19 protein-coding genes are annotated in these 17,960 nt (G+C 56.1%); 10 read left to right on the forward strand and 9 right to left on the reverse strand.

The window, feature by feature from the left end:
* Window positions 1–177: 177 nt before the first annotated feature.
* Window positions 178–771, reverse strand: coding sequence for a DUF3043 domain-containing protein (locus ACT7DV_RS15410; RefSeq protein WP_444663864.1), 594 nt, complete (start codon window positions 769–771; stop codon window positions 178–180).
* Between the two features lie 69 nt (window positions 772–840).
* Here ACT7DV_RS15410 and ACT7DV_RS15415 point away from each other — a divergent pair, with 69 nt between their 5' ends.
* From ACT7DV_RS15415 to ACT7DV_RS15440, 6 genes are all read left to right on the forward strand, one after another.
* Window positions 841–2,250 carry a dipeptidase gene (locus ACT7DV_RS15415; RefSeq protein ID WP_444663866.1) on the forward strand — a complete coding sequence of 470 codons (1,410 nt, stop codon included), beginning with the start codon at window positions 841–843 and terminating at the stop codon, window positions 2,248–2,250.
* A 130-nt stretch (window positions 2,251–2,380) separates the two neighbouring features.
* On the forward strand, window positions 2,381–2,755 hold the full coding sequence (locus tag ACT7DV_RS15420) for a HesB/IscA family protein (RefSeq protein ID WP_444663868.1): 375 nt from the start codon (window positions 2,381–2,383) through the stop codon (window positions 2,753–2,755).
* A gap of 213 nt (window positions 2,756–2,968) precedes the next feature.
* A complete protein-coding gene (gene ctaC / locus ACT7DV_RS15425; RefSeq protein ID WP_060701619.1) occupies window positions 2,969–3,850 on the forward strand; it encodes an aa3-type cytochrome oxidase subunit II in 882 nt (293 codons plus the stop codon).
* A 5-nt stretch (window positions 3,851–3,855) separates the two neighbouring features.
* The gene (ctaD, locus tag ACT7DV_RS15430; RefSeq protein WP_444663870.1) at window positions 3,856–5,574 is read left to right on the forward strand and encodes an aa3-type cytochrome oxidase subunit I; all 1,719 of its coding nucleotides are present in this window, start codon (window positions 3,856–3,858) and stop codon (window positions 5,572–5,574) included.
* Window positions 5,575–5,576: 2 nt separating this feature from the next.
* Window positions 5,577–5,978 (forward strand): cytochrome c oxidase subunit 4, encoded by a 402-nt coding sequence (locus tag ACT7DV_RS15435; protein WP_444663872.1) that lies wholly within the window; start codon window positions 5,577–5,579, stop codon window positions 5,976–5,978.
* 111 nt (window positions 5,979–6,089) lie between these two features.
* The gene (locus ACT7DV_RS15440) at window positions 6,090–6,872 is read left to right on the forward strand and encodes a GntR family transcriptional regulator (RefSeq protein WP_444663873.1); all 783 of its coding nucleotides are present in this window, start codon (window positions 6,090–6,092) and stop codon (window positions 6,870–6,872) included.
* A gap of 472 nt (window positions 6,873–7,344) precedes the next feature.
* On the opposite strand, the gene qcrB is transcribed toward ACT7DV_RS15440, so the two are convergent.
* From qcrB to ctaE, 4 genes are all read right to left on the reverse strand, one after another.
* A complete protein-coding gene (qcrB, locus tag ACT7DV_RS15445; RefSeq protein WP_444663874.1) occupies window positions 7,345–9,015 on the reverse strand; it encodes a cytochrome bc1 complex cytochrome b subunit in 1,671 nt (556 codons plus the stop codon).
* A 2-nt stretch (window positions 9,016–9,017) separates the two neighbouring features.
* Window positions 9,018–10,067 (reverse strand): cytochrome bc1 complex Rieske iron-sulfur subunit, encoded by a 1,050-nt coding sequence (gene qcrA, locus ACT7DV_RS15450; RefSeq protein WP_444663876.1) that lies wholly within the window; start codon window positions 10,065–10,067, stop codon window positions 9,018–9,020.
* Window positions 10,068–10,137: 70 nt separating this feature from the next.
* Window positions 10,138–10,932, reverse strand: a complete 795-nt coding sequence (gene qcrC, locus ACT7DV_RS15455) for a cytochrome bc1 complex diheme cytochrome c subunit (protein ID WP_444663878.1) — start codon at window positions 10,930–10,932, stop codon at window positions 10,138–10,140.
* A 76-nt stretch (window positions 10,933–11,008) separates the two neighbouring features.
* Window positions 11,009–11,647, reverse strand: a complete 639-nt coding sequence (gene ctaE, locus ACT7DV_RS15460; protein ID WP_060701612.1) for an aa3-type cytochrome oxidase subunit III — start codon at window positions 11,645–11,647, stop codon at window positions 11,009–11,011.
* 286 nt (window positions 11,648–11,933) lie between these two features.
* Between ctaE and trpD the strand changes: the two genes are divergently transcribed.
* Window positions 11,934–13,001 (forward strand): anthranilate phosphoribosyltransferase, encoded by a 1,068-nt coding sequence (gene trpD / locus ACT7DV_RS15465; RefSeq protein WP_444663880.1) that lies wholly within the window; start codon window positions 11,934–11,936, stop codon window positions 12,999–13,001.
* Between the two features lie 79 nt (window positions 13,002–13,080).
* On the opposite strand, the gene ACT7DV_RS15470 is transcribed toward trpD, so the two are convergent.
* Window positions 13,081–13,362, reverse strand: a complete 282-nt coding sequence (locus ACT7DV_RS15470; RefSeq protein WP_022875133.1) for an Lrp/AsnC family transcriptional regulator — start codon at window positions 13,360–13,362, stop codon at window positions 13,081–13,083.
* Between the two features lie 161 nt (window positions 13,363–13,523).
* Between ACT7DV_RS15470 and ACT7DV_RS15475 the strand changes: the two genes are divergently transcribed.
* Window positions 13,524–14,120, forward strand: coding sequence for a sigma factor-like helix-turn-helix DNA-binding protein (locus ACT7DV_RS15475; RefSeq protein WP_444663882.1), 597 nt, complete (start codon window positions 13,524–13,526; stop codon window positions 14,118–14,120).
* Between the two features lie 75 nt (window positions 14,121–14,195).
* Window positions 14,196–14,663 carry a hypothetical protein gene (locus tag ACT7DV_RS15480; protein ID WP_444663884.1) on the forward strand — a complete coding sequence of 156 codons (468 nt, stop codon included), beginning with the start codon at window positions 14,196–14,198 and terminating at the stop codon, window positions 14,661–14,663.
* Here ACT7DV_RS15480 and ACT7DV_RS15485 read toward each other — a convergent pair.
* Window positions 14,643–15,026 carry a DUF3054 domain-containing protein gene (locus ACT7DV_RS15485; protein WP_444663886.1) on the reverse strand — a complete coding sequence of 128 codons (384 nt, stop codon included), beginning with the start codon at window positions 15,024–15,026 and terminating at the stop codon, window positions 14,643–14,645. The two genes, ACT7DV_RS15480 and ACT7DV_RS15485, sit on opposite strands and share 21 nt — an antisense overlap.
* Before the next feature lie 150 nt (window positions 15,027–15,176).
* Between ACT7DV_RS15485 and ACT7DV_RS15490 the strand changes: the two genes are divergently transcribed.
* Window positions 15,177–16,169 (forward strand): arsenic resistance protein, encoded by a 993-nt coding sequence (locus ACT7DV_RS15490; RefSeq protein WP_444663888.1) that lies wholly within the window; start codon window positions 15,177–15,179, stop codon window positions 16,167–16,169.
* Between the two features lie 90 nt (window positions 16,170–16,259).
* Here the strand turns inward: ACT7DV_RS15490 and ACT7DV_RS15495 are convergent, their stop codons facing one another.
* Window positions 16,260–16,721: a DUF3817 domain-containing protein gene (locus ACT7DV_RS15495; RefSeq protein WP_444663890.1), complete on the reverse strand. Its 462-nt coding sequence runs from the start codon at window positions 16,719–16,721 to the stop codon at window positions 16,260–16,262.
* A gap of 585 nt (window positions 16,722–17,306) precedes the next feature.
* Complete coding sequence (locus ACT7DV_RS15500) at window positions 17,307–17,669, reverse strand: ArsR/SmtB family transcription factor (RefSeq protein WP_444664865.1); 363 nt, start codon at window positions 17,667–17,669, stop codon at window positions 17,307–17,309.
* Window positions 17,670–17,960: the final 291 nt, after the last annotated feature.

A 17,960-nucleotide genomic window follows, 5' to 3' on the forward strand; every position in this document is an offset into this window, starting at 1 on the left:
CCGCTCAGTAAATGCAGGGGGAGCGCACGAGGCAAAAAGCGTGTAGGGAATTGCATGACATGCGAGCTAAAACATTGTAATCCAATTTACAAAGTTTTTATCTTGTTCAAAATCGACAGGACATAGCAAAAAAGGCAAGCTCGAATGCGCTTGCCTCTATTGCTAAATTAAGGTTAATCAGTCGACCTTGGCCCCGCGTGCAACCTGCGGCTTAGGCAAGCGAAGCTTGCGGAACTGCATTCCACGCATCGCCGCGTACATGCGAACTCCGCGTTCCATGTGACCGAACTTGGCCACCAGACGGCGCTTGAGCAGAATCGACGTGACGATTGCTTCAAGGATGATCAAGGCGATAACAACCCAGAGCGCCAGCTGAACGAACACCTGGATTTGAAGGTTGCTCTGGAATACAAGCGAAATTACCAAGAATGCCAGAATGATGAACATCATGAACTCGCCAAACATCCAGCGAGAATCGATGAAATTACGGGTATAACGCTTTTGCTCACCCTTGTCGCGTGGCATGAGGTAGCGCTCGTCGCCGGATTCATTGGCTATGCGCAAGCGATTTTGAGCTTCAATTCGCTGCTGTCGCTCCGCTTCCTTGGCCGCCTTGCGGTCAGTCGGAACCAAAGGTCGCTGACGATTCGCCTGCTGCGCACTGCGCTTGGGCGTTGGCCCCGATTTGCGTCCATCGGCTGATTCCGATGACTGCTCTACGGGCTGTACATTTACGGGGGATTGAGGTTCATCCTTCTTACGTCCAAACACCCCTCTATCCTAGCCGGAATTAGCTTGTTGCGTGACATTCGATACGCAATGAATTGCTAGGCTGAAGACATGAGCACAAATTCTGTCTTCGACGCCGCTACGAACGGTGTTGATATTTCTTCAATAAAAGGCCACATTGATACGAACTTCGAGCAGATCCTCGATGAACTCAAGGCTTTAGTTTCCATTCCCAGCATTGCGTGGGAATCCTTTGATCCGCAGAACCTGGAAAAGTCGGCAGAAGCCGTTGCCGAACTGGCCAGGGATGCAGGAATGGAGAGCGTGGAGATTTTGCGTGAACCTGCCGAAAACGGCGCCATGGGCGCCCCGGCAGTCGTAGCCCGGCGCAAGGCCGCGCCAGGCAAGCCAACCGTCCTTTTGTACGCCCACCACGACGTGCAGCCTCCGGGCAGCGAAAAAGATTGGAATACCCCCGTATTCGAGGCCACCAAGATCGGCGACCGCCTCTTTGGCCGTGGGGCAGCGGACGACAAGGCCGGAATCATGGTCCATATCGCAGCTCTGCGCGCGGTGCTGGACCTCGTAAAAGATTTTGGCCTCGGCGTCACCTACTTCTTCGAGGGGGAGGAGGAAGCAGGCTCGCCGTCGTTCCGCAACTTCCTCGAAGCGCATCAGGACAAGCTCGCAGCCGACGTGATCGTTGTGGCCGATTCAAGCAACTGGGCTGTCGGCACTCCGGCGCTCACGAGTTCGCTGCGCGGGATGTGTGCCGCTGAAATCACCGTGCGGTCGCTCAAGCATGCGGTTCATTCCGGCATGTTCGGCGGCCCAGTATTGGATTCCCCGCTCCTCGCGGCAAAGCTCATCTCCACTTTCCACGATGAAGACGGCGCTGTTGCCGTTGCCGGCCTTGTTGCCAATGAATCAGCCGAAGTCGACTTTGACGAAGCGCAGTTCCGCAATGATTCAGGCGTCCTGGATTCATTCGAATTGGCCGGCACTGGAAAAATCACCGATCGCTTGTGGAATAAACCAGCGCTGAGCGTTATTGGAATGGATGTCCCCACCGTTGTCCAGTCGTCGAATACCCTGATTCCGCAAACTCGATTCAAGGTTTCAATGCGCTTGGCACCGGGCCAGGATCCAGCCAAGGCACTTCAGGCGCTGGAGGCGCATGTGAGGGGAGTCGACTTGCGCGGTGCGCAGGTGGATTTCAAGGCCACAGAAGCCGGCAATGCCTACAAGGCCGATCTGGAAGCTTCGGCGAACGACACTGCTCGCTGGGCTCTTGAACAAGCCTGGGGTGTTGTGCCGGTGAATATGGGATTGGGTGGATCAATTCCATTCATCGCTGATCTGCTTGAGGTTTTCCCGAAGGCGCAGATCCTCGTGACTGGAGTCGAGGATCCAGATTCCCGAGCCCACTCGGCGAATGAATCCCTGCACCTTGGCGACTTCCAGCATGCAATTGAGGCTGAAGCGCTGTTGCTGGCCAGGATCAACGCCGAAGGACTATGAAGCGTGTCATACGCCGTGACACAAGGGGAGAAATCCTCGCCGTAGCGACGTAGGATAGTAGCAAGAACAGGGGCGATGCTTCAGGGCAAACCTGATGCAGACGCCACAACGAGCAGTATGGGAGGAAATCATGACTGCAGCTGTTGACCAAACCAAGGGCGACCCAACCGAGTTGCCAACCCACGAGGTAAATATTTCCGACGTGGCCGCCGAAAAGGTGCGTTCGCTGTTGGAGCAGGAAGGCCGCGACGATCTGCGTCTGCGCATCGCCGTGCAGCCAGGTGGCTGCTCAGGCCTGATTTACCAGCTCTACTTCGATGAGCGCATGCTCGACGGCGACGCTGTTCGCAATTTCGACGGCGTAGAGGTCATCGTCGACAAGATGAGCGTTCCCTACCTAGCCGGTGCCTCGATCGACTTCGAAGACACCATCTCCAAGCAGGGCTTCACCATCGATAACCCTTCCGCCTCCGGCTCGTGCGCCTGTGGAGACTCCTTCCACTAGGCCCAAGGGAACTAACGCCGCTGTTCAAACGTTGAAGAAATTTCTCGTTAGAACGGCGGCGTTTTTCGGCATTCTGACCCCGAAGAGGGTAAGCTCTACGTTAAGTAGTAAAACTATGTTTCCCTTCGTAAGCCACCTCACTGTGCAACACGTTAAACCACGAGGTGACTTATGAAGACCACATTCTGCACCAACAAAGAGGAAGGGCCGTCTGTGAGTTCGCAAGACCGAACCGGCAGTCGCGGGTCTGCTAAAGCCAAAGTTCTGGCTTTAGTCGGCGCCGGCGCGCTGCTGTTGACGGGATGTTCAGCGGAGGCTAAACGCGGTTGGCTCCCAAACGTGGAGCGTGACACCACTAACCACACAGCTGCAATCCAGGATTTCTGGGTTCACTCGTGGATCGCCGTGGTCGTCATCGGTATTTTGACTTGGGGCTTGATGCTTTGGTGCATTATCGCCTACCGTCGCCGCAAGACCGACACCGGTTACCCCCGCCAGCTGAGCTACAACATGCCATTGGAGATCTTCTACACGGCCATTCCTTTGGTCCTTGTTCTAGTCTTCTTCAGCTTCAACAACACCCTGGAAAAGAGCATCAACAAGCCTGTTGATTCCGAGGTCGTAGTAGACGTTCGAGCCAAGCAGTGGTCTTGGGACTTCAACTACACCTACCAGGGCACTGAGAAGCATTTCGCTGGCACGCAGGCCCACCTGCACACCGATGGCTCGGAAGGCGCTCGTGAAGAACTGCCTACCTTGTACCTGCCAGCAGGCAAGTCGGTACAGCTGGATCTGAATAGCCGCGATGTCATTCACTCGTTCTGGGTTCCAGCCTTCTTGCAGAAGCTGGACATGATCCCGGGCAAGACCAATCACATCTACCTGACTCCTCAGGTTGAAGGCAACTACGACGGAAAGTGCGCCGAGCTTTGCGGCGAGTACCACTCCGAGATGCTCTTCAACGTGAAGGTTGTCAGCGACGCAGAGTTCAAGGCTCAGCTCGCAAAGATGGACGATGGACACATCGGCGAAGAATACGACCGCCAGCCGGACACGGTTAACGGCGTCGTAGTCGAACACGGGGAAGGAGAATAATCACGATGACAACGTTTGAGTATGCAACTGACGACGTCCGGTCGATTGCCCCAGCCATGGTGCCGAAGTCGAAGGGCCGCCTCTTCGTCGACTACATCACGACGACCGACCACAAGAAGATCGGGTACATGTACCTGATCAGCTCGTTCGTCCTGTTCTGCGTCGGTGGCGTTATGGCGCTGCTGATCCGTGCAGAGCTGTTCGAACCAGGCATGCAGATCCTGCAGACCAAGGAACAGTACAACCAGCTGTTCACCATGCACGGCACCGTCATGCTGCTGATGTTTGCAACCCCGCTCTTCGCAGGCTTCGCCAACGTCATGATGCCTTTGCAGATTGGTTCCCCGGATGTGGCTTTCCCACGTCTGAACGCACTGGCCTTCTGGTTCTTTGCAATGGGTTCGGCCATCGCCCTGGCCGGCTACCTCACCCCGCAGGGTGCAGCTAGCTTCGGTTGGTTCGCTTACGCGCCGCTCTCGAACACCACCTTCTCGCCAGGTGTCGGTGGAGACCTCTGGGTCTTCGGCCTGGCGCTGTCGGGCTTCGGCACCATCCTGGGTGCCGTCAACTTCATCACCACGATCATCTGCCTGCGTGCCCCTGGCATGACCATGTGGCGCATGTCGATCTTCTCGTGGAACACGCTGATCACCTCGCTGCTCGTGCTGATGGCCTTCCCGCCACTGGCAGCCGCGCTGTTCGCACTGGGTGCTGATCGCCGCTTTGGCGCTCACATCTTTGATCCCGAGAACGGCGGTGCCGTCCTCTGGCAGCACCTGTTCTGGTTCTTCGGACACCCAGAGGTCTACATCATTGCGTTGCCGTTCTTCGGCATTGTCTCGGAGATCTTCCCGGTCTTCAGCCGCAAGCCGATCTTCGGCTACAAGGGCCTGGTCTTCGCGACCATCTCGATCGCTGCCCTCTCGGTTTCCGTGTGGGCCCACCACATGTACGTAACCGGCTCGGTCATGCTGCCGTTCTTCGGTTTCATGACCATGCTGATCGCGGTGCCAACCGGCGTGAAGTTCTTCAACTGGATCGGTACCCTGTGGCGCGGTTCGATTACCTTCGAAACCCCCATGCTGTGGAGCATCGGCTTCATGATCACCTTCTTGTTCGGTGGCCTGACCGGTATCATCCTTTCCGCTCCCGCACTGGACTTCCACGTTTCGGACTCCTACTTCGTGGTGGCGCACTTCCACTACGTGGTCTTCGGTACCGTGGTCTTCGCCATGTTCGCTGGCTTCTACTTCTGGTGGCCAAAGTGGACCGGCAAGATGCTCAACGAGCGTCTTGGCAAGATCCACTTCTGGATGCTGTTCATCGGCTTCCACGGAACGTTCCTGATCCAGCACTGGCTGGGCGTCATGGGCATGCCACGTCGTTACGCCGACTACATGCCTGAAGATGGCTTCACTTTCATGAACCAGGTTTCGACTGTGTTCGCGTTCATCTTGGGCGCATCGATGATTCCGTTCTTCTGGAACGTATGGACCACTTTCCGCTACGCCAAGAAGGTTGAAGTTGATGATCCGTGGGGCTTCGGCGCCTCACTGGAGTGGGCGACTTCTTGCCCGCCACCACGTCACAACTTCCACTCGATTCCACGCATCCGTTCGGAGCGCCCAGCTCTGGACCTGCATCACCCGGAACTGAGCGGTCGCGTTACCCCGGAATCCCCGGTTGCGAAGATCTTCGGCCCTGCTGACCAGAAGGACCTGTAAAGATGAAAATTGAATCCTGGATCTTCCTGGGTGGCGTCTTCTTCTTCGCCCCTGTCGCCGTAGTTTACGGTTACATGACCAACTGGAGCGAATGGGTTGGCTTCCTGGCATTGCTGATGCTGGTAGGCCTGTCCGCAATGGTTGGCTGGTACTTGCTCTTCACTGCCAAGCGCATCGGCCCTCGTCCCGAGGACCGCGTTGACGGTGAGATCCACGAGAACGCCGGTGATATCGGCTTGTTCTCGCCATGGAGCTGGTGGCCACTGGTGCTGGCCGCCTCTGCGGCAATCTCCTTCCTTGGCCTCGCCGTAGGCTGGTGGGTCTTCTACATCGGAGCCGGCCTGGCCGTCGTCGGTGTGACCGGCTGGGTTTACGAATACAGCCGTGGAGACCACGCACACTAAGCAGTGACCTTGATGGGGTGACAAGCAATTGGCTTGTCACCCCATTAGTCTTTTAATTACAGCAGGGCCGGTATTGACTCGACGGCCCAGCCAGAGCCTAGGAGATCGATTATGCGCCACGCACCCCAGCCGAAGGTCGAGGGCCATCTTGATCCCGCAAGCAAGCAGAGCAAGTACCGTCAGATCCGGGAGATCCTCAAGACCCATGCACGCGAGGCCTGCAAACCTGGCTACAAGCTTCCGCCAGAACGCGAGCTCGCTGAGCACTTTTCCGTGGCCCGGAAGACCATCCGGCAGGCCATCGACGCGCTGGTCGATGAGCAGGTGCTCAAGCGCGTGGTTGGCATCGGCACTTTCGTGGTGCCAGAGAAGCTCGACCTTCGCGTCAGGTTGCATTCCTATTCCGAGGATATGATGCGCCGTGGCATGGTCCCGGACGCGCACGTTCTCGAATTTGCCGAAATCAAGGCCAACACCAACCTCGCCTTGCAGCTCATGGTGGAGGAAGGCACGCCGGTAGTGCAGTTCAAGCGTCTGCTGCTGGCCGACGGCACCCCAATGAGCCTTGACGAGAACTACATGCCAGCGGACTTGGTTCCGGGCTTCGTTGATGCCGAACCACCGTCCAAGCTCTATCAAGCACTCCACGAGCGCTACGGGATCCTTTTGGAGTGGGGCGAGGATCAGGTCGAAAGTACCGCCGCCAGCAAGAGCCAAGCCCATTTGCTGGCCGTTGAACCAGGGTTCCCGCTTTTGCAGATCACCCGCTACGCCTATATCGGTGAAAGGCTCGCCGACTATTCCGTATCGCTTTATCGCTCGGACCGCTACAAGCTCTTCGTACCACTGCAGCGCGTAGGCACGCGCACCCCGCGCTACACCGACTCGTTCTAGCCTCTGCATGCGGGGGAGCAAGCCTGCAAGCTCCGCAAGAAGCACGGCACCCCGAGCCCTTTCCGGTGGCTTACTGGCTGCTCTCGGCCGTGTGTACGGCCCTCGTCTCCGGGCACGGTCCGTTCTGCATCGATCACCAATGTTCGCAAATGTGCACACAGGCTGATGGGACACATGGATTCCCCGGCACCGATGTCTAGCGCAATGCGAATCTGGCCGCCAGAATTCCAATGGTGCCGCGCGAGAAGGCCAACGCCATAACGGCCATTGGGGGACACGTATCACCTGGCGACTGCCACAGGCCTTTGCCTGCCGCGGACGAGGCCCATCGCTCCCGTCGGTGACCGCTTGCGCCTCCCGCGCTTCTAAAGCGCCCAGAATCGTTCCTGCGGGCTTCTGGCGTGTTGGGTTAAATAAAGGAGGGACACACCTTTCGGTGTGTCCCTCCTTCTGTGACTAACGCGAGTCGGAATTACTTCCCGATCGAGTCCTGCATGTCGCCCTCAACCTCATGGTGGCCGTGAGCAGCATGTGCTGCTTCCAGTTCCGATGGGGTTACCGGGGCGACTCGATCTTCGAAGAAGAACTTCGAGATCAGTGCACGGCGCTTCTCCGAACCGGAGATGTGGCCGGCAGCGTCAGGCTCAGCCGGAATGTACTGGCGATCCACGAAGTTGGTCAAGAGGTAGCGCTTGTACACGTCGACCTCTTCATGCTTCTCGCTGAAGCCGCCTTCCGGCGACATCTGGATGATGCCCGCTTCGCGGCCGTGCAAGACGATCTCGCGATCCTTGCGCTGCAGCGACAGGCAAATGCGGCGGGTCAACCAGAAGCCCAGGATCGGGCCGAGGAAGAACAGTGCGCGCAACCAGTAGGTCACGTCATTCAGCGCCACGTGGAAGTGGGTTGCGATCAAGTCAGAGGATGCAGCTGCCCACATCACGCTGTAGAAGATCACACCAGCAACACCCATAGCGGTACGGAACGGCGCGTTGCGCGGACGATCCAGCAAGTGGTGCTCGCGGTTGTCCTTGGTTACCCAACGCTCGATCCATGGCCATGCGAACATCACCACGAAGAGCGCGCCAGCAGGAACCAGTGCCGGAAGCAGAACCGACAGCACCAGGGTGTTGTCACCCCAAGGGAACGGGATGATCCACTCGAAGCTGAAGTTGCCCAGGGTACCTGGCATCAAGCGCAGTGCACCATCAACGAAGCCGATGTACCAGTCAGGCTGGGTACCAGCCGAAACAGGGGATGGGTCGTATGGTCCGTAGTTCCAGATCGGGTTGATCTGGAAGAGGCCAGCGATGAATGCCACGATGCCGAAGACGATGAAGAAGAATCCACCGGCCTTAGCAGCGTAAACCGGGCCAACAGGGAAGCCAACAACATTGTCGTTGGTGCGGCCTGGGCCTGGGTACTGGGTGTGCTTGTGGGTCACAACCATGAAGAGGTGGACAACGATGAGCAAGATGATCACCGCAGGCACAATCATGATGTGCAGCGAGTACAGGCGCTGGATTACGTGCTCGCCTGGGAACTCGCCACCGAAGAAGAACATCGACAGGTAGGTGCCAACGATGGGGATCGCCTTCATGACGCCGTCGATGATGCGCAGGCCGTTACCGGAAAGCAGATCATCAGGCAAGGAGTAGCCAGTGAAGCCAGCAGCCAGGCCCATGATCAGCAGCACGCCACCGACAACCCAGTTCAATTCACGGGGGCGGCGGAATGCGCCGGTGAAGAACACGCGGAGCATGTGGACGGACAGCGATGCTACGAAGAGCAGTGCCGACCAGTGGTGCACCTGGCGCATGAACAGGCCACCGCGCACGTCGAAGGAGATATCCATGGTGGAAGCCATGGCGGTCGACATGCCCAGACCCTTCATAGGCACATACGAACCGTTGTAGACCACGTGGGCCATCGACGGATCGAAGAAGAAGGTCAGGAAGGTGCCGGAAAGCAGCAGCAACACGAAGGTGTACATTGCCACTTCACCGAACATGAACGACCAGTGGTCAGGGAAGATCTTGCGACCGAATTCCTTGACCATGGCCGAGGCGCCAACACGTGAATCCACGAAGTTGGCGATACGACCGGTGGCGGTCGATGCCTGGTATTCGTTAGTCGTCGTCATGATTAACCACGCTCCCAGTAGGACGGGCCAACAGGCTCATGGAAGTCGCTCTGCGCAACCAGGTAGCCTTCGGAGTCCACGGTGATTGGCAGCTGTGGAAGTGCGTGACCAGCTGGGCCGAAGATAACCTTGCATTCCTGGGTCAGGTCGAAGGTCGACTGGTGGCAAGGGCACAGCAGGTGGTGCGTGTGCTGCTCGTACAGTGCGATTGGGCAACCGACGTGGGTGCAAATCTTGGAGTATGCGACGATGCCGTCCACGTTCCAGTCTTCGCGTCCCTCGGAGATCTGCATTTCTGCTGGATCCATGCGCATCAGCAGAACTACGGCCTTGGCCTTTTCGTTCAGCGGATTCTCGGTATCGTTGATGCCCTCTGGGACAACGTGGAAGGCCGAGCCGATCTGGACATCAGATGCCTTGATCGGGGTACCGGATGGGTCGCGGGTCAAGCGGATGCCCGTGTCCCACATGGTGTGGCGCAGGGAATCGATCATCTGGTTCGCGGTGTTGCCGGTGCGGTCCAGGTCGCGGAACATGAAGATCGCCGGAATCGGAGCCAAGGCAATGGCACCGATCAGGGTGTTGCGGATCAGCGGACGACGCTTGATGCCGGATTCTTCAAGAACGGTATCTACGATCTCGACTGCATCCTGGCGGTCTTCTTCAGATCGGATCTCGTGGCGCATTTCCATGAGCTCGTGATCCGGCATGAGGGTCTTTGCCCAGTGAACAATACCTACACCGATACCGAGCATCGCGAATGCGGTGCCCAGGCCCAGTGCAGCGTTCTGCACACGCAGCTCAGCGAAAGACATTTCGCCCAGGCGGCCCAAGACGAAGTAGGCCACGAAGAAGAAGAGCGTTCCGATGATGGAGATGGTAAATAGGAGCGCTACTTGACGCTCGTGTCGCTTGGCTGCGCGCGGATCGCGATCTGCGAGACGCGGACGATGGGGTGGCAAGCCCGGATCGGGGAAACGATCCTGAGCTACATCGTCAGCCTTAGCAACGGTGCCCGAGTTTTCGGGACTGCCGTGACTATGGTCGCCCATGTTTCTCTCTCATCCTTCTGTTAGGAAATTATGTACGTAGTGATGGTTACGGCCAGTGCCGTGGTTTGCCTTAGGAAGGACGCGAGGTCAACCAAATGGTGAAGGCGATGATGATGCCCAGACCTGCGGTCCAGGTGAACAAGCCTTCAGCAACTGGACCCAGGGAGCCCAGGGCCGCACCGCCAGCAGAACCATTGGCTTCAATGGTCTTCAGGAAGGTGATGACATCACGCTTCTCGTCTGGGGTGATATTCGAGTCATTGAACACGGGCATGTTCTGTGGGCCGGTAGCCATCGCTTCGTAGATGTGCTTCTCAGTTACGCCGGTCAGCGTCGGAGCAAACTTTCCTCGGGTCAAAGCACCACCGGCTGCTGCCGCGTTGTGGCACATTGCGCAGTTCACGCGGAAGACAGTACCACCATGGGCAGCATCGCCCTTGGTGGTATCGAGGTATTCCTCATCCGGAATCGCTGGACCCGCACCCAGGCTGGCCACGTAGGCCGACAGCTGGGAGATCTGCTTGTCATCGAACTGGACTGGCTTCACCTGGGCCTGGGGGCCCTGCATCTGCATTGGCATGCGGCCGGTGCCCACCTGAAAGTCAACAGACGCGGCGCCAACACCGATCAGCGAAGGACCGGAGTCCGAGCCTTCAGCATTCATACCGTGGCAGGTAGCACAGTTGGCGACGAAAAGCTTCTGACCTTCGTCAACATCGGTCTGCGATGCGGCGGTGGTCTCAGCGGCCTTCGCTTCGCTGATGTTTCCTGCTGCGGTGTAGAGACTGCCGGTAATCAGCAATCCAAACAGAAGCAGGGCCACAGCGGCGAGCGGGTGGCGGCGCTTTTTCGAAAGAGCCTTCACTTGCTGGTTCCTCACTTAGTTTCTTTGGTGTGGTGTTGCCGTACTTCTTGGTGTGGCAACTAATGACTAAAAGTTGCTACTTCAAGAAGTAGATGATCGCAAACAGCGCGATCCAAACAACGTCAACGAAGTGCCAGTAGTAGGACACAACGATGGAACCCGTTGCTTCGAAGTGGCCAAACTTCTTAGCCAGCATTGCACGACCAATGATCAGCAGGAATGCAATCAGGCCACCGGTGACGTGAAGGCCGTGGAAGCCGGTGGTCATGTAGAAGGCTGAGGCGTAGGAGTTCGAGTTCAGTGCTACGCCCTCGTGAACGAGGGTGACGTATTCATAGGCCTGGACCGAGACGAAGATTGCACCAAGGATGAAGGTGAGAATGAACCATTCGATCATTCCCCATTCCTTGAAGTTGAATAGTCCGCCGGAACGGCGAGGCTTGAATTCTTCGGCACGGAACACGCCAAGCTGACACGAGAACGAGCTGGACACCAGAATCAAGGTGTTAACCAGCGCAAACGGCACGTTGAGTTTGGCAGTTTCAGTCGCCCATAGTTCGGGCGCGGCAGCCCGGAGGCTGAAATACATGGCGAAGAGGGCGGCGAAGAACATGAGCTCGCTGGAGAGCCACACCATCGTTCCCACCGACACCATGTTTGGGCGGTTCGGCGCATGTGGCGCCGTCGTATTTGGGGCATGAGTCGCAGTTGTCACACTGACATTATGTCTCTAAATGCCCCTCAGATACCAATGCAGAAAGGCGTTGTCGGAGGTTTTTTGCGCCACACAACGACAACAACCGCGGAAACACGGGGAAGTATGCAGAAAACTCTTTCTACAATTCGTAGAGCTTGATTCGGCGAGTCTTGCTAAACAATCATTTATGCAACACTCTTGTAGCCTATTTATCCCTAGAAACACTAGGATTCTAGCGATTTGAGACACATCATTTGGCGACATGAATTGGGTCTGGGACTGCCGGCTCGATAGGCTTTCATTTGTGTCAACGAGCCTTGAAAACGAAAAGTTCCCAACGTGGCCAGATCTCTTAGCCACCCTGATTAGCGGTGGCGATCTCAGTCGCGTTCAGGCAGCGTGGGCCATGAATGAGATCATGAGCGGCGAGGCCAGCGATGTTCAAATTGCCGGCTTCCTGGTTGCCTTGCGCTCCAAAGGTGAAACCGTCGCGGAGCTGACCGGCCTCGTGGATTCCATGGTTGCCAATGCGAAGCCATTGAACATCAAAGCACAAACATTGGACATTGTGGGGACCGGCGGAGATCGCCAGAACACCGTCAACATCTCGACGATGGCCACATTGGTCTGCGCAGGCGCCGGCATCAACATTGTTAAACACGGCAACCGCGCCTCATCATCCTCCTCTGGATCGGCTGACGTCCTTGAAGCGCTCGGCGTCCGCCTTGATGTACCAATCGAGAGGCTTGTCGAGGTGTACGACAAGGTCGGAATCGCGTTCTGCTTTGCCAACGTTTTCCACCCGTCAATGCGCCATGTTGCCGTGGCCAGGCGCCAGCTGCGCGTGCCAACAGCTTTCAACTTCATGGGGCCCCTGACAAACCCCGCCCTTCCCAGCTCGTCGGCCATCGGCTGCTCAGACTTGGCAATGGCTCCAATCATGGCCGGCGTCTTGGCCAGCCGCGGTTCTCGCGGCCTGGTCTTCCGGGGCAACGACGGCCTCGATGAGCTGACCACCACCGCACCCAACCGGGTATGGGAGGTTCGCGATGGACGGGTCAACGAGTTCATTTTTGATGCGCAGGATCTCGGCATAGCGCGCGCAAGCATCGAACAGCTCCGCGGAGGCGACGCCCTACACAATGCAGAGGTTGTCAAAGAGATCGTCTCTGGAGGGCAGGGGCCAATTCGCGATGCCGTTGTGTTGAACGCAGCAGCGGGAATAGTTGCCTACGAACCAACGAACGAGGGCGGCTTCGAAGAACGCATGGCGATCGCCGTCGCAAAGGCATCCGCCTCGATTGATTCCGGAGCAGCAAAGACCGTTCTGGCCAATTGGTCGCAGACCACTCAGAGGATCGTAGGCGAGTAGTACACCGGCTTAAACAAGGACGAGTTCTGGTTGCCGCTAATACAAGCGGCAACCAGAACCCGTCCGTCGTTCTGTGGCTTCAGTCGTCCAAGCCCAGGGAAAAAGCTGCTTCCAAGTCATGATCCGAATAAGCACGGAATGCAATATGGGTTTGGGTGCCCCGGATCCCAGGAATCTTGGAGAGCTTGTTGGCGATTACCTCCGCCAGATCCTCATGCTTGTGGACCCTGGCTACCGCGATCAGATCCCAATCGCCAGCGACGGAATAGACTTCGCTGATCCCTGAGATTGCGGAAATCTGTTGAGCACACTCCGGGATGCTGTCCGTGGCCGTCTGAATCATGACGAATGCAGTAACCATAATTGCGCCTTTCACTACTTGAGCCTTCACACTGAAGGCCTACGACTTAGTTTCAACTCTAGTCGAAAATACAATTTCAGCGAGTCGGTCAAACGCGATATGGACGCGGTTCACAAGCCTTAAAGTTAGTATTTAGATTTACAATGCTTTATACTTGTCGCATGATTGTTTTAACCATCGACCAGCGGCGCTCACGTTCTTCGGAAGACAAGGTGCAAGCTCTCATTGAACAGGCCAACGCCACAGTTCCGGTAGTGCGTCCATTCCAGCGTACCGCCGGAGATGAAGTTCAAGCTGTACTCGATAATGCGTCGGAAGCGATTCGATTGGCAGTCATGATGGCAGCTTCGGGGGATTGGAGCGTCGGTCTCGGATTCGGCCAGGTTGAGACCCCTTTGCCAAAAGAGACACGGGCCGGTCGTGGTCCAGCTTTTGAATACGCCCGAGTCGCCGTTGAGCGCTCAAAGAATACGAATGCGCACGTTGCCGTCCATGGGCCCTCCCATGAAGCAACGCGGCTAGAAGCCGAGCTCCAGCTAACCGCCTGTATTGTCGCCAAGCGCAGGGCCACCGCCTGGGAAGCCGGAACCTTGGCAGACGAGGGCTTTACGCAGCAACAAATTGCCAAGGAATTGGGAATCACCCAGCAGGCAGTTTCGTCTCGCTTATCCGCAGCACTATGGTTTGAGGCAAATCGAATGATGGATGAGGCAGCGAAGTCACTGACTCGACAATTGAAAATGCTAGGAGAGTCGTAGATGTTTTGGATCGCGTGGGGGAGTCTGAGCCTAGCCACAATACTTTCTTGCCTCGCTGCGTATCTGGGTTACGCCATGGGAAAGCGGGCGCGTAGGCGCGAAGTTCTCATTGTGATCTCCGGACTTCTGGCTGCTACTGCGGCAGTTTTATCCGCAGCATCCGGTGCAACTGATCAGTCCAGCCATGTACCGACACTGCATGTCGTAATGCTCTCGTCCATATTCGCGGTGAGTTTTGGTGGACCATTTACGGAACTCGTTTTCAAGCTGGCCGCCAAAAATGATTCAGAGATCGATAAGGAAGAGTCCGACCCATCTCCGCTTCGTGGCGGATTATGGATCGGACTCCTGGAGCGAGCTGCCATCGTCAGTACGTTATGGGCCGGTTGGCCAGAAGGCATCGCCATCGTACTGGCGGTTAAAGGACTCGGCCGGTTCTCTGAATTGAAAGACCACCGCGCGGCTGAACAATTCATCTTGGGCACGTTCTCCAGCAGCTTGGTTGCTGCCGGCTCCTACGGGCTAGGCCTGTTGTTGCTGTGATCGTTTAGCGACAAATCCGCAGACTGCTCGTCGGCCAAGCAAGAATAGCCCAAGAACAATCAACGTGACGATCACGAATGAAATGGCGGCCGTCTTTCCCATCAATAAGCGTGTCGCAACACCCAAGACGACGGTTCCGAGCCAGACCAGAATACCTGTTGGCCAAAGTTTGTTAATCGACTGCCATGGCCGCGACAGGACAGTCATGACGACATAGGCTAAGAGGAAGGGCAGAGCAGTCATGAAGATCCCGCTGATTCCCAGCCCATGCTCATGTTCTCGGCGTCCCAGCAACGCGAAGAGAACGATGAGGAGAACGTCTATGAAAACCATCCAGGGCCACTTGCTCATACTTTGCTTCATGTACTCATGATAGGGATGCCTCCGTCGAATTCACGGTACCTTTCAGGACGAGAACGCTGTTGATTCAGACACAGCAGAGCACCGTCAGCAAGAACAGGCCCACCGGCAGTTATTCAATGGTCGATAATCAGTTTTGGGAGCGTAGAATTCTTGTCTTCGGCAACGACGTGGATGAACAAGCAACAAATCTGGCTCTATTTACTGGCTATCGCGGCAGGCTGCCTTGTTGGCGGGCGCATCCCGAACCTCAACAGCGTCCTTGGTGCTACGATCAACCCATTCTTGGGCATACTGCTTTACATCACGTTCCTGAGCACCCCTCTGACCAAGCTGGTCGAAGGTTTCAAGGATTTCAGATTCATCTCGGTTCTGGTGGTAACCAACTTTATGGTGATCCCGATCTTGGTTTACGTTTTGACGAGATTCATCCAAGCCGATAAAGCTGTTTTGATCGGTGTCGCCCTCGTCTTGTTGGCGCCATGTGTGGACTACGTCATCGTTTTTTCAGGACTGGCCGGGGGAGAGAACCACAAGCTGCTCGCCGCAACACCGCTCTTGCTGCTACTGCAGATGCTGCTGATTCCCATCTATATGTACGTCATAGTCGGGGAATCCTCATTGAAGATGCCTGCGCCAGAACCATTTGCAGCAACCCTGGCATTGCTCATATTCTTACCGCTTGTGCTTGCGTTTACTACTCAGGTCCTGGGCAATAAATTCGCTTGCTTCAGCGATATCGCTTGCCGCGCAGAGAACTTCATGGTGCCAGCCATGATGGGAACGCTTTTCAGCGTGGTGGGTTCACAAATCCACACGTTGACTGATCATGCCGAAAGCCTGCTTCAGGCGGCACTAGTATTTATTATCTTTATCCCTGTGGCAGGTTTCGCCACGTTTCATATTGGCAAAGCATTCGGCCTCCCCGCGACGGCCCTGCGTGCTGTCAGCTTCAGCGGGGTCACAAGAAATTCCCTGGTTGTACTACCCATCGCACTGGCCTTGCCGATTGAATATTCCCTGGCCTCATCAGTCGTAGTGACGCAGACGCTTATTGAGCTCGTGGCGATGCTCGTCATGGTTAGGGTCGTGCCGCTACTTATTAGGGCGACGCCGAACAATCCCCTGGGAAGTCCTAGAGGCTAAAGTACGCTTTGCCTCCAACTCGGAAAACCGGTCCGTGCAGTCAGGGCCGAAGAAGACTGGCCCGAAGCCAGGTGCTCCAACAGGAGCTGATCAGCTTCGGCCACCTGGAGGGCCCATGACCAGCATGGTGGAAAAGACCGCGACAATCACAGCAAAGAGCGCGATGGATGAAAGAACCGGTCGCCCAACAAGCCAACGCATGGCCGAATCCATCCAACGCTGATCTGCCGGATGTTCACTGGCTTGAGTGCGCCAGGAGCCAACAAGTTTGCCTCGACGCTCGAGCCACCTGTCAAAAGGAACTGTCAAGTACGGAACCACGGATGTTGATGCAGCGCCGAGAATTAGCCTCTTGCTCCAGCGCTGATTCATGCCGACCAAGATGGAAGTGGCAATGTAAGTAAGGAAGACGAAGCCGTGGACGAAGCCTGCAATCGATACCGGCCAGTCACCGACTTTCACTGCGTACTTGAGAACCATTGCGATAATCAATAACGTCCAGGTGATCGCTTCTGCACGAGCAACCGTACGGTATAGGGCGCTTGGTGACATAGTCTTGCGTCAGTCCTTGAAAGATAGGGGAGTGCTACGTCTTTAGTAGCTCCTTCTAGACTAACCTGACAGGCACCCTGCAATTTTCTCAATTCCGAATTAGCGACACATTGCTGACGCTCTAACAGTGGCCATTCCGGTGTTTCGATGCAAGCCGAAAAGTTCGACGCAAAGAGTTTTGGATGCAGCCACGTTTCCAGGAACACTCCAAATTATTGCTGCTGGCTGAGGAGCCCTAAAGCCCGCGACTCTAAAAATAATCGGCAAGATTGCCGGTTCGGCTGATGTTCAAAAGCACTGACGTTGAGTTCAGGAGGTCCCAGAGAACACGTCTGCACATCGGTGTCGATGCAAGCAAGCTCCGAGGCATCTTCATTGTCAACGTCCCCGTTGGCCAAAACGAGCCGGTGCTTAGCAATTTCAAGCGTTTTGTTCTGATTAGGTGAACCTCAAAATCGTACGAGCGAAACTGGACTATTGGGGAGTGGCAGATTTCCATTACTTTACATAATGTAGATTATCGGCTTACCGATAATCTACGCGAAAGTAGTGCAGATACCAGCTAATCCGCCTATCAATGCTGCCTCAATCGTCTGTGGAATCCGAAGCACCCTGCAGCTCAAGTCGGTGCGCTGCAAAGTCCAAAGTTTGGCGAATAAACTGGCGGGAAAGCTCATCGTGCATCGAGTAGATCACGTGACGGCCAGACTTTTTCGTTTGCAGGACCCCGGCGGTCCTCATGCGCGAAAGCAATTGGCCGGCCACCGTCGGGCTGACACCTATCAGCTGTGCGAGCTCAGACAATGTCAGATCCCGATCACACAGCGCCCAGAGCATTTGAAGCCGCAAAGGATCGGATAATGTCTTGAGAACGGTCACCGTCATATCCAGCAGATCACTCGATATGATTTCTGCTCGCGCCCTCGGGACGCTATATTCACCAGTCATCACGAACACTCCCTGAACCCATGGCATCAACTCCTCGACCATTCAGCCTTTCGCAAACTGCTTGCCGAGTGTGTCCATTATGGACTTACCCGCTGGAAAAGCGATAGGCGTAGCGAAAATTCACACCGGCCAGCCTTCGGCGAGCCCTTGCCTGGCGCAACTCCCCTGAATAAATCATCCGAAATGAATTGAGGGTTTCAACGCCTGACTAGGTATTTTGAATATTTCTCAGGCTTGTGAACGGCATTGCAATGATGGTGTCAAGAATTGATAGATCGCCTGTGAATTGGA

The organism is Glutamicibacter sp. TV12E, from assembly GCF_052441935.1.
Classification (GTDB): domain Bacteria; phylum Actinomycetota; class Actinomycetes; order Actinomycetales; family Micrococcaceae; genus Glutamicibacter.